This is a genomic window from Lentilactobacillus hilgardii (assembly GCF_009832765.1).
Taxonomy (GTDB): Bacteria; Bacillota; Bacilli; order Lactobacillales; family Lactobacillaceae; genus Lentilactobacillus; species Lentilactobacillus hilgardii.
The window spans coordinates 15160-27763 of sequence record NZ_CP047122.1 but is presented as its reverse complement, the minus strand read 5'-3'; the positions used below and the strand labels follow the sequence as shown (position 1 = coordinate 27763).

The following is a 12604-nucleotide window of genomic DNA, read 5'->3' as shown; positions in this document are numbered from 1 at the left end:
TCCATATATTTTGCACATAATCTCCATACATCTCTGGCATAATTATCAAAAAGAAAAAGAAGTGAACAAATATGTGGATGCTAGCAACAATTCTTCTAATTATCTTCTGCCCACTGCTACTATTCATCATGATGCTGGGTTTAATTCCACCACAACAACTTGACAGCATTAAGCAGACTTGGCGTAATTTCATTAAGCGAATTAAGTGACCGTTACGGCACAACTTGAATTTGGCCCATCATTCCGGTCTCTTCATGTTCAAGATTATGGCAATGATACATAAAAACCCCAGGTTGCGTGAATTTAATCATAATTTTATATTGGTTCCCCGGTCTTGTCATAATTGTGTCTTTCCTCCCTTGCATGTTACTTGCGGGTGTGTTGCCATTAACGCTCAATAACCGAAACTGAACGCCATGGATGTGAAAAGGGTGGATCTCACCCATCATATTATCCTTGTTACTAATCTTCCAAATTTGTGCCGTATTTTGTTTTACCTTTATATCAATTCGTTTCATTGAAAACTGCTTATTATTGATGCTTACCATATGTCCCATACCAGATAAGGTGATGTTTTGAACAACTTTTCGATTGAAATTATTGACCGACTGAATGTTCGTTAGTCGATGGGGTAATTTTGCTTCTCCTCCACGATTGCTCTTTATCCTCATTGTCAGAACGCTACTTTCCTTAGACTTTAGCTTGACCTGACTTCCCTGCGAGTAACCACCTAAATCAACGACGACTTCTGCCCGCTCTCCAGGTGTTAGTATAATTTGTTTCTCTGGAACTGGCTTTTTTAAAAATCCACCATCGGTACCAATCTGGTAAAGAGGTCTACCATCATTGAGTTTAAAAATATATTTACGGGCATTGGAACCATTTAATAGGCGTAATCGAATATATTTAGTTGTTGTTTCGATATATGGATTCTGAGTACCATTTACTAATAATTTATCACCTAATGTCCCATTACTAGATGCAACCTGCCTATAATTCAATTGGTTATTTTTATCAAAGTTTCGATCCTGTACAACAACTGGAAAATCATCTTTACCATAAGTTTTGGGTAACTTTATTCGCCTACTATTTTGATCATCAACCAACAAGAAGCCAGCTAGTCCTTTATAAACCTGAATAGCCGTACTGCCAACAGCATGAGGATGATACCAAAGCGTTGCTGCTGGTTGATTAACTTTGAAATTTATTAGTCTACTCTGGCCCGCTGCAACAGTTTGATGTGGCCCACCATCACTTGAGCTTGGCAAAATTGCACCATGCCAATGAAAAGAGGTCGATTGTTTTAAATGGATTGAAGTCAATATTTGAGACAGATTTTAAGAGACATTCAGAACCGCGTTTACCTTCCACAGCTCAAATAAATCATTAATCGCGATTAATAACTTATTTGAACCCTGGAAAGCATTAAATCAGGCGGCCATTTGACTCGTAAGTGTTGCGATTTCAACTTGTAAGGGGGTCTGGTAGCCCAGTGAACTATGAATTCTCTTCCTATTGTAGAAAGCATGCACATATTCAAAAAGGACAGCAGCGGCAGTTCCATAATTCTCAAAGACCGGCACTGGATAAACACATTCCTTTTTGAGGGAAGCGTGAAAGGATTCCATTGGCGCATTATCATACGGACAACCCTTACGGCTGTATGAGTGGCGGATATGTAGTTCAGTTAAACGTTGATTGTAATCATCGCTGGTATACTGTGATCCTGAATCCGTATGGATAATCAGGTCCCCAGTAATGGTTCGATTTTTAACCGCGCTTTCAAGGGTCTTTAAGACTAAATCAGTAGCCATCTTTTTTGAGAACGAATAGCCGATAATCCGTCGTGAGTGCAGGTCCATGATGGTTGATAAGTAACACCAGCCATTACGCTTCGTTTGAATATAGGTCATATCAGCGGTCCATTTTTGATTTAAACCAGTGGTCGAGAAATCCTGCTTAAGCAAGTTGGGACGCTGTTCAACCTTGGTTCTGGAAGCCGAAGCCGCTTTCCACTTATTGACGGTAACGGAGTGGATATCCAGTTCCTTCATGAGCCGGGAAATCCGGCGTGGACTGCACCGACGCTGCATTGGTTGAAGTTCCAGATTCAATTCATGGTGGATCTTCATAACACCGTATCGCTGCTTAAATTCCGCAAAGATCCGCAGAATCCGTTGTTTCAAGCCCGCATCTTCGGCCCGGCGTTTTGAAGGTTTGGGGGATCGATAACGATAATACTGAGCTCTGGAAACACCGAGGATTCGGCACATCTTGGTTACCTGGTGGTGATGGCTTTCTTGGTGAATGTAATCAAAGATATTGGTTACTTCTGTGCAAGGAAGCCCAGGGCTTTTTTTAGGATTTCGTTCTCCTCAGACAGGGAAGCCAGCCGCTTTTCCATCGCTTTAATTTCGTCTGGCGATTTACCGGATTGAGTTTTGGCTTGGCCCTGGATCCACTTATGAACGGTTGAATAGCCAATGCCATATTCTCTGGCCAGTTGGGCAGCTGATTCGCCTTGCTTATATAGGTTGATAATGTTTTGTTTGAATTCTTTGTCGTAACGAGTTGGCATGTAAAAATTCCTTCCTTTTGAGAGACGATTTATTCATTATACCCTCTCTTAAAAGTTGTCTCAGGAATCAGCTTACATCCATTATCAGCTTGATACTTACTTTCTATTACTGATAAAGCCTTTATCTGCATATAAATCAATACAGAGTGACTCGCTAAATCAAAATGGGTTTCCTCCACTCCGTCAATTGAATGTAACTCAAAAAATATTGTTTTTACAGCATTTTCACAGCATATTCCACCTAAAATTAGTCTAATTTTTTTCATTTATTTTTAACTCACCATCATCAGTTTGACCTTCTTGCAAATTAGCTTCTACAAGTACTAAAAATTCTTCTGGCGACAACGTTTCCCGTCTTGAAAGTAATCTTTGAATAAAAACAGAGACAACTATCGATTCACTATATTGGGCATAATAATGGGCCTGATGATAATAGGTATCTTTAGTAACCAAGGACTTGCTTACGAGTCGAAATAGTAATGTTTTAACAGTGCTGGGCCGCCAAGTTTGTCGTCGCCGGATTGCCTGGTAAATATCTTTAGTTGAAATCCCGGGATAATGCCAGATAATTCGCAAAATTTCGTACTCAGCATTAGTTACACAACCAATACAATTATCTTTTACCTCGTGATCTAACAAAATAATCACCTCTATTGATTATAGCTGTAACATAACATTTACGATTACATTTGTAAACCATAATGTCAAAAAATTATTCACGTCCTTGGATGGAAACGTGATCAGCCGTATTTTTAGTAATAAAGTGTTGTAGTTCAACCGAATTTTCATTAAAAATGAGGTTAAACCTTTTATTTTGCTTTGACTGACCAGTCACTACTAGAATTATTTTTCCAGATGTGATCTGCTTATTTGTCATTGTTAATTGTTGAATATCCTTAAAGTTTATTAATGTTGGCAACAAACTTGGTAACAAAAATCCATCTTGAGCTACACCACTAACTCCCGACATAAAGCCTAGTACTATTAGAATAGCCAATAAAGAGCTGAGTAATATACTATTTCTAGCCGGAATCCACATAATGAAAGCAAGAATTAAAAATAAAATATTACTTGCTGCAACAATTACCATATAGTTAGACTTCCACAACAGTCGTGATTCTTGTCGTATATGAAATACGGCTAATAACATCAGTGCAAAAACCATTAGTCCTATAATAATCATATTCAAAAACCTCGCTTTCTATGTTCATTGTAAATTCAATTTATGGAGTTAATTTGTAGTTTGAATTTTAAACCAATTATTTTAAAACAGCCCAACTGATTATGTCCAGATTGTGAACATTAAAAATTGAACAAAAGGTCCATACAAGATATTTTTATACAAACACTTGCATTTATTTGTCACACCATACTGTATAGTACAAGATAATAGGTAGCGTCAAGAATCTTGTGTAAATGAAATGCCTTCGTACATATAATATACCTCTTGTGCTAGTTAAGAATACCACCAGCTAAATTGAAGCCATAACGCTCTTGCCCTAAGGCATGCACGACTTCCATCGTATGGGCAAACAAGATGGTCTCTACGGTCAATCGGATGCCGGTTAGGGTTTGCGATCCCAGTTGTTCAAAATTAAAACTACGGGTAAAAGATGAAAACGTCGTTTCGATTCGTTTCCGGTAACGCTTTAAGCGCCGCGTCTGTTGTGCGGATTCCGTTGGTGACATATTGGATCGTTTAGGCGTCCACAAGATAATCCCGTTAGCCCTTAAGTCGCGCTGCTGCGGCTGGTTTAAATAGCCTAAATCACCTAAAACCACCAAGTCACGGCCCGTTGATAACAGGAGATCACTGGCAACTTGACTGTCATGCACCGACGCTGCTGTGAGCTGCCAATTCAGCACAAAGCCTTGGTTCGTTAAAAGACAATGGAACTTAAACCCATAAAAGGGAGTGCGTTTAGACGAATTAAAGCCGATATCGGCATAATCACGCAACCGGGTCGCGGTTAAATTACGAACGGGTTGACAAAGTGGCATGGGTAAACTATCAATGATCACATACTTGAAATCCCCCGCCACGCGCTGAACATAAGCTTGACGTAAAAGACTAATCAAATTGACCAAGTCCCGACAGCGCCGATTATAGCGTGAGCGTTCAATGAACGGCCGCCGGGCAAACCGTGTACGGCACAACCATTGATACCATTTTAGCTGTGATGAAAAGTGATGAAGTTGGCCCAGAATGGTGGTTGCGATAATTTCCACATCAGAAACGACTAAGTGCTGATAGTTATGGCGATGTCGAATGGCTAACGGAACCAACTGCTGATATAAAGGCTTGATAATCCGATAGACTTTTTGATATTCACGTTGTAATTCATGACGATATTGTTTAAACTTAAGGTGCTTTCGCATGATGAATGCCTCCCGATTAAAGTTTAGATGATTCAATCGGGGCTCATTTTAATGCGGGAGCTCTTTTGATACCAGGATTCGAGCTTCAACTAGCACAAGAGGTAAATGAATGTTTTTTTGATTCAAGATTCCCGCTACTTTTTTCATTAAGTCGTCCATTAAATTGGCGATAAGGACCGAAGATTTTTTTATTGAAAAATTATGTGCTTCAAATTGAACTAACGTCATCATGTCGTCCATCAAATGAGTCAACCGTGCACTTTCATCACGAATAATACTCAGGTATTTTACCCGTTCACCTTCTGATACTGATTCCCGACTGGCGATGTCCGTATAGCCTTTTATAAAGGTTAACGGCGTTCTCAATTCATGGGTAACGGCCGCAAAAAACTCATTCCGTTCCTTTTTCGTGTGTCGGAGTTTATTAGCCATGTCTTCGATTGAATTAGCTAAGTCCCCCAATTCATCCTGACTATCTATCGATAATGCTACGGACAAGTTTCCCTGGGCAATCTTTTTCGTTTCAGACGTTATTGCTCTGATGGGTAAGGTTAAATTTTTTGCGATAGATGCGGTTGCAAAAATAGTTATCAAAAACGTTAATATAACCAAAACTATGAACACGCTAGAAAAATCAAAGACCATTTTCTGAATCTGCTTAGTAGATAAGAACATATAAACATTACCAAGCAATTTGCCCTTTTTGATGATCGGTGATTTTGATACGAGATAACTTTTTTTCATCCAGTCAGAGTGTAAAACCTCAGATTTACCCTGACTAGCACTCGTGAATTTTGCAAGATGCTTTTTCATTTTAGAATTCACCACTTGTGAAGCCATCAAAGTTTGACCATCTGGACTTTGGACAATAATTGCCATATCAGTATCCCCTTTTTCAGTCAAAACAACATGTTTTATTGTTTGAGCAGTGAAATCGTTGGTCAAAACATGGGCATGGTTCTCCCCACGCTTGACTAAACTACTGGCCTGTTCATTGATCCAAGTGTTAACAACTAAAAGAAATAAGCTTATAAATATTCCCATTTCAATAGCAATCGCCATCAATAAAAATGACAGTCCTATTTTGACCGAAATCTTATGGCTAACCCTTTGTTTCATAATATTAATAGCTGCTTTTATCCTAACCATTTGTAACCAACTCCATATACGGTAATCAGCATCGAATCCACAGCAAAACCATTGTTTCTTAACTTTTCTCGTAAATTTCGGATATGTGAGTCGACGGTTCTATCATCAACCTCAGCGTTGTATCCCCAAATACGCTCAATTAAATGATTGCGACTAAAAATGTCATTTTTATTGTTCAAAAACAGCGTTAAAATATTGAATTCAATTGGCGTAATTTCGAGTTCTGCCCGATCGATACGCAGTTGATGAGTCCGCTGATCTAATGTTAAATTATTTGATTTTATTATGTCCACCTTCTCAGTACGCCGAACTAGTGCTTCAATTCTTGCCATTAACACATGCTCATCAAACGGTTTAGTAATATAATCATCAGCACCATTTTTCAAGCCAAAGATCATATCGTTATTTTGATTTAGGGCGGTCAACATAATGATTGGCGTATTATCAAATTCCCTGATTTTTTTACAAACTTCCCAGCCATCCATAACGGGCATCATGACATCTAATAGAACTAGATCAAACTTTTCATGTCTCAATCGCTCAATTGCTTTTACACCATCATTTGCCTTCTCGCAATGATAGCTATCACCCTCCAGATATAGCTGTAATAGATCTAACATTCGCGGTTCATCATCTATCAGTAATATATTTTTCACGCTTTCCCCCTGCTTTTCGTCTAAATAAAAAAGGCTCGCCGATCACGGCGGACCTCTCTTTGAAAATGACTTGTGTTATTTTTCCACTACCGTATAAAGACGGACATCATAACCTGCATTAGCTACCGCATCGCTTATTTCAGCTATCTGTAACTTATGTTTATCAAATTCAATGACGACTTCATCTTTTTCCAAGGTTACATTGGCATACTGCACGCCATTAGTTGCTTCGAGCGCATCCTCCACAATATGCTGACAATGTTCACAATGCATGTCATCAATTTTGGCAATTACTTTTTCCATGGGATCGCGATCCTCCTTAATTTGACGCTAGCTTATTTTCTTTTGGTAACCTGACATAATTAAGTAACAGCGAACTGATAACAACCGTAATGGAACTAAGCGCCATCGCGAGACCGGCTAGTTCCGGTGAAAGGATAAACCCGAGCGCATAGAAAATACCAGCAGCAATTGGAATCCCAACCACGTTATAAATAAAGGCCCAGAATAAGTTCAACAAGATGCGGCTATACGTTTTACGCGCCATAACCAGCGCAGTGACCACGTCCATTAAATCATTTTTTACGAGAACAATATCACCAGATTCAATTGCGATATCACTACCCGAACCCATGGCAATCCCAACGGTTGCAGTTGATAACGCCGGCGCGTCATTAATACCATCACCCACAAAAGCAACCGGCGCTTTTTCTTCTAACTCCTTAATATGTTGCGCTTTATCTCCAGGCATAACATCGGCAATAACTTCATCAATGCCAATTTCCTCAGCAATCGCCGTTGCCACCAGTTTGTTATCACCCGTTAACATAACTGTCCGAAAACCGGCTTTCTGCATTGCCTTGATTGCGGCCTTCGAAGTTGGTTTAGGTGCATCTTGAATCCCAATTAAAGCAATAATTTGCCCATCGTAGCCTACCAAGACCACCGTTTTTGCTTGCGCTTGAAGTTTGGTCATTTTATTTTTCAGATCAGTTGTCATATTAAAATCATCTGCTAATTTGTCATTGCCGATAAAGGCTTGCTTTCCATCAATAACGGCCTGGACGCCTTTACCACTGATAGCTTCAAAGTTTTCAGCTTGTAAGGGCACGACACTTTTGGCTTTTGCTTCATTTAAAACGGCTAAGGCTAGTGGATGTTCTGAAGCACCTTCAAGCCCGGAAGCAATGCTAAGAATCTCGGCTTCTTCAAATTTACCAGTTGAAACGATATCCGTTACTTGTGGTTTACCAACAGTAACGGTCCCAGTTTTATCCATAACAACCGTTTTAATCGTGTGAGTAGCCTCTAAGACTTCACCATTTTTAATTAGAATACCAAGCTTGGCGGAACGTCCCGTCCCAACCATCAATGCAGTCGGAGTAGCAATCCCCAGAGCACATGGACAAGCAATAATCATAACTGACACGGCGAAGATCAAGGCGGTAACCGGAGTAGCCCCTAAAAATGCATACCAAACAACGTACGTCAAAATAGCAATCATCAAAACAACCGGAACAAAAATGTTTGAAATGGTATCAACGGTCTTTTGAATTGGTGCCCGCGAGTTCTGTGCTTGACGAACCATTTCAGCAATATTCGACAACATTGTTTCAGAACCAACTTTGGTTACTTTAAAAGTAAATGATCCCGTATTATTGAGGGTTGCACCGATAACCGCGTCACCAGGTCCCTTTTCGACGGGCATTGATTCTCCCGTAACCATTGATTCATCAAGTGTAGATTGCCCTTCAACAATCTCACCATCAACAGCCACTTTTTCACCCGGCTTAACACGAACAACATCACCTTCGACAACCTGATCAATGGGCAGTTTTACAAATTCGCCATCGCGAAGGACTTCCGCTTCTTTGGCTTGCAGATCCATCAGCTTATCAACCGCCGATGAAGCTGACGACTTCATTTTTTCTTCAAAAACGGAGCCTAATAGTATTAAAGTAATCACAACCGCCACAGCTTCAAAATACGTACCAGCGGGTCTAGTAAACATGGCATAAATACTATAAATGTACGCAATCGTAGTACCTAATCCAACTAGGGTATCCATGTTGGCGTGATGGTTTTTAAATGAAACGATGGCAGTATGCAAAAATGGCAAGCCCGCAAACCAATAAACTAATGAACCAAACGCGAACAAAATCCACACACCATATTTTTCTCCGCCCAACATGGAGCCGCCAAAGCTCATAAACATATTTATGAGTAACGGTACTGAGCCAATCACACCAATGATGAATCTTTTCATAACTGACATAAGGTTTCCTCCTCAAATATCGAGCGTTATTATTTAACGCGATAGTTGCCCTTAACCATGTTCATACCACACGTCCATTCATAATTTCCTTTTTGAGGTGTAAACCTAACCGTTACCTGCTGATTGAGTGGTAGATCATATAATTCGCCGTTGAACTTGACTTGTTGCGTGCAGCCCTTATCAGCGACTCTCGTAAACGTAACCTCCGCTGGCTTACCAGCTTTTAATTTGAAATTATTTGGCGAATAGCCGCCATCAACCGTGATATTGATTTTATTATTATTTAATCCAAGCATAAACCTAGCTCCTTTGTTATTTGATAACGATCTTGCCATGAAACATGTGCATTCCACATGAATACTCGAACTCACCCGCTTTAGATGTGTCGATTGGAATCGCTACGTCTTGATTCATTGGCAACTCGGCGTCCACTCCGAAGTCTGGAAAAACGACTTTCTCAAGACAGGTCGTTGAATCTTTCCGATTAAAGACTAATTTTACAGGGGTATCTTTTTTTATTTTTAAAACAGCTGGATTAAAGCCGCCGTTGACGACCACTTTAGCTGTTTGACCATCTTTCGTTGTAACTGCAGTTGCTTGACTCTCACTATGTTTGCCAAAAAACCACCAACCAATAAAAACGATCAATATTACTCCAACTACTACTGTAAGTATTTGTGCCATATCATTTCCTCCTCTTAGGTAATAACGGTTATGTTTCTTTTCAATAATTTAAGATTACATCTGTAAACGTAGAAAGTCAACACTAAAATTTACATTTGTAAACATAAATTGAAAATTTTTTGAGAAATAAAAGGTAGATTGTAAAATTAATCCGAACGCTGTTCGGATTAATTTTACAATCTACCATTTACACAAGATATTTTACGCTCTCCTCCTAATGCCCTTTGTGTCTCATACTAGTTTGTCAGAGGACAGCATTGCCCAAATTATCATTATTATCATCAGTTTATTTTCGGCAGGTATCCTAACTCGAAAGTTATTTGGCCCCATCACCTTCAACCAAGATAACTAAAGCTTTGAGGTCATTAAGTCGCGGTTAAATCGTTACTTCTTAATTACCAGCAAAAGCAAACTGTTAATGAGCAAATGAAATTTTAAATTCCCTGGCTAAAGCTTGCCGGAGTCGCCCTTAATGACTTTTGAATCGTTCCGGTCGTTGAACCCCATACTTTTTCCGGTAGCGAATAAAGGTGGTCCGTTTAATGCCGGTCGTTCTGGCGATGTCTGCGTCACTCATACCGGTTTGGTAGAGTTGAAAGGCATGCTGCAGGCGGGGATCGTCTTGGGTATATTGGGGTCTGCGACCATGATACTTGCCCTGTTGTTTGGCTAGCGCAATGCCTTGTTGCTGCCGATCAATAATCCGCTTCCGTTCACTTTCGGCTTGATACTTATAGAGTTCAATAATCAGGTTGGTCATCAGTTGCCGTAAGTTGGGATCCGCTATTCCGGTCATGGAGGGTAAGTTTAAGACGTCTAAGGTAGCACCCTTGGCTTGGATGGTGTTCATAATCTTAGTTAGGTCTTGATTATTCCGTCCCAAGCGATCTAATTCCGTGACCAGGACAATGTCCCCATCGCGAATATAGGTCAACAGCTTTTGCAGAGCCGGCCGCTGAGTATTCGCCCCACTTAGTTTATCCGTAAATAATTTATCAACGTCTTTTAAAGCCGCTAACTGCCGATCTAAATGTTGCTCCTTGGAACTCACACGCGCATAACCGATTTTAGCCATTTCCAATTCTCCTTTTGGACAGTTCTAATGAACACTTGTAATTCCTAGTATAGCACAAAAATAAAAAAGACCAATAGGGCATACCCTAATGGCCGTTTTTGATCCATTATCAATGGCTTTTTAAATTAGGGCCTAGTACTTTTGGAATGGAAATACTTTCCAACACCAAAAATTCTAGACCCGATAAAATTAGTGATTTTCTGATAATTGAATGGGATATTGGTGGTGTTAATAGGGTCTGTACTAGAATTTCGGACAGCAACATAAGAGAATTGATTTATCCAAAAGGAGTCCTCAAAATGACCTATTCACGCAATCGCTACGACCAAGATTTTAAGAAAAATGCGGTACGTTTGAGTTTTAACTCTTCCAAACCAGTTAAAATCATTGCCTCCGAACTTGGTGTTCCTGAAAGTGCCCTGTATCGTTGGCGGAAGCAATATACCGAAGATGGAAAGCAAACGCCGTTTGCTTCTTTAGAAGCTGAGAACCGTGCCTTAAAACGTGAAAATGCCGAATTAGCATTGGAGCGTGATATGTTAAAAAAAGCCGCCGCCTACTTTGCCAGTCTCCAGAAGTAACCCCCAGCGATAAGTATGCTTTTATGTTGAGGGAAACCTCTGTTTCTGTGGTAAGGTGGGCGCGTTTGTTAGACGTATCAACGAGTGGTTATTATGCTTGGCGGAGAGCTTTGCCAAAGCGAAACGCCAAAGAAAGGCAATATCGTCAACGAATCAAACACTTTTTTGATCAAGGACAGGGCACTTACGGGCCCAAACGCATCTGCGGTTTATTGCGTAAAAATGGTAATAAAGCTTCCTATCACCCAGTTGCCCGTCTGATGGCTGATGCCGGTCTGTATCCAACGCTACGTTGTCGTCATCCGAAGAGTTTGACCGATAGCCGCCTTGCTCGTCAAGGTGATTATCCCAATCTAGTGAAACACCAATCTTTTAAGCCGTTTGAAGCCTTATCAAGTGACATTACACAGACGACAACATCAGAAGGAAAAGCTTACATTTGCCAAATAAGGGATTTGACCAGCAACCTAGTGTTAGCTCATCAAATATCCAATCATATGGACACGGATTTAGTCTTAGCGACACTTAAACAAGCCCACCAAAGGTGGGCTTTGCCAGAAACGTGTATTTTTCATAGTGACCGTGGTAGCCAATACACGGCCAAAGCAGTGACAAAGTTGGTCAACCAATATCATTGGCAACGTAGCTTCTCAGCATTGGGAAAAACGGGTGATAACGCTTGGAGCGAAAGCTTCTTTGCCATCATGAAGAAAGAGCTCATTTATCAGATACAATTTAAAGATATCAATGATCTGAGAGCGCAAGTCTTCGCTTACATCGAGACCTTTTACAACCGCGTAAGGGTACAAGCACGCTTAGACTATCTTGCACCAGTAGCATGGCTTTCCTTGTATGACCAAGCTTCACAAAAAGTCGCTTAGCAAACTGTCCGAAAAAGTGTTGACTTCCCATATGTAAGAATATCGGCAAGCTCAAGCTTCATGTTATCAACTGACTTATCTGAAAAATCTTTTTTACTCTCAACATCCCACAAAAACAATTCATTCAATTCACCGGCTTCAACTGAGACTGCTCGGGCCAATGCAGGTAACGTATGATATTTATTCCAACCCCGACTATCACGAAAATCAATTAGCTCACTTATTAACTGCTCATATTCCATAAAATATTCAGTCCTTATCATCCGCAAATTTTGAATCTTAATTAGATACATTGGTTTTAAGGTAATAATATCACACCGCACCGGTGTTAGTTAGCAAATCAAAA

16 protein-coding genes are annotated in these 12604 nt (G+C 40.1%); 1 reads left to right on the top strand and 15 read right to left on the bottom strand.

The features are described from left to right. Positions 1-212 precede the first annotated feature (212 nt). From GQR93_RS14690 to GQR93_RS14625, 14 genes are all read right to left on the bottom strand, one after another. Positions 213-1268 carry a multicopper oxidase family protein gene (locus tag GQR93_RS14690; protein ID WP_260159648.1) on the bottom strand — a complete coding sequence of 352 codons (1056 nt, stop codon included), beginning with the start codon at positions 1266-1268 and terminating at the stop codon, positions 213-215. Between the two features lie 162 nt (positions 1269-1430). Continuing rightward, complete coding sequence (locus GQR93_RS14685) at positions 1431-2309, bottom strand: IS3 family transposase (RefSeq protein ID WP_263863847.1); 879 nt, start codon at positions 2307-2309, stop codon at positions 1431-1433. A gap of 17 nt (positions 2310-2326) precedes the next feature. Continuing rightward, on the bottom strand, positions 2327-2578 hold the full coding sequence (locus GQR93_RS15595) for an IS3 family transposase (protein ID WP_002816285.1): 252 nt from the start codon (positions 2576-2578) through the stop codon (positions 2327-2329). Positions 2579-2607: 29 nt separating this feature from the next. Next, positions 2608-2844, bottom strand: coding sequence for a hypothetical protein (locus GQR93_RS14675; protein WP_057910564.1), 237 nt, complete (start codon positions 2842-2844; stop codon positions 2608-2610). After that, entirely contained in the window at positions 2831-3217 is a 387-nt protein-coding gene (locus tag GQR93_RS14670; protein WP_035457193.1) for a BlaI/MecI/CopY family transcriptional regulator, read from the bottom strand. Before GQR93_RS14670 ends, GQR93_RS14675 begins: the two co-directional genes overlap by 14 nt. 73 nt (positions 3218-3290) lie before the next feature. After that, complete coding sequence (locus GQR93_RS14665) at positions 3291-3668, bottom strand: hypothetical protein (protein ID WP_056980855.1); 378 nt, start codon at positions 3666-3668, stop codon at positions 3291-3293. Positions 3669-4030: 362 nt separating this feature from the next. Further along, on the bottom strand, positions 4031-4957 hold the full coding sequence (locus GQR93_RS14660; protein ID WP_057910562.1) for an IS982 family transposase: 927 nt from the start codon (positions 4955-4957) through the stop codon (positions 4031-4033). Positions 4958-5005: 48 nt separating this feature from the next. Then, a complete protein-coding gene (locus tag GQR93_RS14655; RefSeq protein WP_057910561.1) occupies positions 5006-6106 on the bottom strand; it encodes a histidine kinase dimerization/phospho-acceptor domain-containing protein in 1101 nt (366 codons plus the stop codon). Further along, the gene (locus tag GQR93_RS14650) at positions 6094-6762 is read right to left on the bottom strand and encodes a response regulator transcription factor (protein ID WP_039098576.1); all 669 of its coding nucleotides are present in this window, start codon (positions 6760-6762) and stop codon (positions 6094-6096) included. Before GQR93_RS14650 ends, GQR93_RS14655 begins: the two co-directional genes overlap by 13 nt. Before the next feature lie 75 nt (positions 6763-6837). Then, positions 6838-7065, bottom strand: a complete 228-nt coding sequence (locus tag GQR93_RS14645) for a heavy-metal-associated domain-containing protein (RefSeq protein WP_033615028.1) — start codon at positions 7063-7065, stop codon at positions 6838-6840. 16 nt (positions 7066-7081) lie between these two features. Continuing rightward, entirely contained in the window at positions 7082-9037 is a 1956-nt protein-coding gene (locus GQR93_RS14640) for a copper-translocating P-type ATPase (RefSeq protein ID WP_032811341.1), read from the bottom strand. A gap of 29 nt (positions 9038-9066) precedes the next feature. Next, on the bottom strand, positions 9067-9333 hold the full coding sequence (locus GQR93_RS14635) for a cupredoxin domain-containing protein (RefSeq protein WP_032811340.1): 267 nt from the start codon (positions 9331-9333) through the stop codon (positions 9067-9069). A gap of 16 nt (positions 9334-9349) precedes the next feature. Continuing rightward, positions 9350-9721: a cupredoxin domain-containing protein gene (locus GQR93_RS14630; RefSeq protein ID WP_032811339.1), complete on the bottom strand. Its 372-nt coding sequence runs from the start codon at positions 9719-9721 to the stop codon at positions 9350-9352. A gap of 469 nt (positions 9722-10190) precedes the next feature. Then, positions 10191-10796 (bottom strand): recombinase family protein, encoded by a 606-nt coding sequence (locus GQR93_RS14625; protein WP_033615032.1) that lies wholly within the window; start codon positions 10794-10796, stop codon positions 10191-10193. Between the two features lie 299 nt (positions 10797-11095). Here GQR93_RS14625 and GQR93_RS14615 point away from each other — a divergent pair. Then, positions 11096-12258 (top strand): IS3 family transposase gene (locus tag GQR93_RS14615; protein ID WP_159298846.1). Its coding sequence is split into 2 segments (ribosomal slippage): positions 11096-11336 and positions 11336-12258, totalling 1164 coding nucleotides; the frame shifts between segments, so codons are not numbered across the junction. On the opposite strand, the gene GQR93_RS14610 is transcribed toward GQR93_RS14615, so the two are convergent. Next, positions 12255-12500 carry a nucleoside triphosphate pyrophosphohydrolase family protein gene (locus GQR93_RS14610; RefSeq protein ID WP_225417940.1) on the bottom strand — a complete coding sequence of 82 codons (246 nt, stop codon included), beginning with the start codon at positions 12498-12500 and terminating at the stop codon, positions 12255-12257. The two genes, GQR93_RS14615 and GQR93_RS14610, sit on opposite strands and share 4 nt — an antisense overlap. Positions 12501-12604 lie beyond the last annotated feature (104 nt).

Coding starts and splice junctions, on each gene's coding strand:
- GQR93_RS15595 (WP_002816285.1), bottom strand. CDS start 2,578: ATGCCAACTCGTTACGACAAAGAATTCAAACAAAACATTATCAACCTA.
- GQR93_RS14675 (WP_057910564.1), bottom strand. CDS start 2,844: ATGAAAAAAATTAGACTAATTTTAGGTGGAATATGCTGTGAAAATGCT.
- GQR93_RS14665 (WP_056980855.1), bottom strand. CDS start 3,668: ATGGTAATTGTTGCAGCAAGTAATATTTTATTTTTAATTCTTGCTTTC.
- GQR93_RS14660 (WP_057910562.1), bottom strand. CDS start 4,957: ATGCGAAAGCACCTTAAGTTTAAACAATATCGTCATGAATTACAACGT.
- GQR93_RS14655 (WP_057910561.1), bottom strand. CDS start 6,106: ATGGTTAGGATAAAAGCAGCTATTAATATTATGAAACAAAGGGTTAGC.
- GQR93_RS14645 (WP_033615028.1), bottom strand. CDS start 7,065: ATGGAAAAAGTAATTGCCAAAATTGATGACATGCATTGTGAACATTGT.
- GQR93_RS14640 (WP_032811341.1), bottom strand. CDS start 9,037: ATGTCAGTTATGAAAAGATTCATCATTGGTGTGATTGGCTCAGTACCG.
- GQR93_RS14635 (WP_032811340.1), bottom strand. CDS start 9,333: ATGCTTGGATTAAATAATAATAAAATCAATATCACGGTTGATGGCGGC.
- GQR93_RS14630 (WP_032811339.1), bottom strand. CDS start 9,721: ATGGCACAAATACTTACAGTAGTAGTTGGAGTAATATTGATCGTTTTT.
- GQR93_RS14625 (WP_033615032.1), bottom strand. CDS start 10,796: ATGGCTAAAATCGGTTATGCGCGTGTGAGTTCCAAGGAGCAACATTTA.
- GQR93_RS14610 (WP_225417940.1), bottom strand. CDS start 12,500: ATGGAATATGAGCAGTTAATAAGTGAGCTAATTGATTTTCGTGATAGT.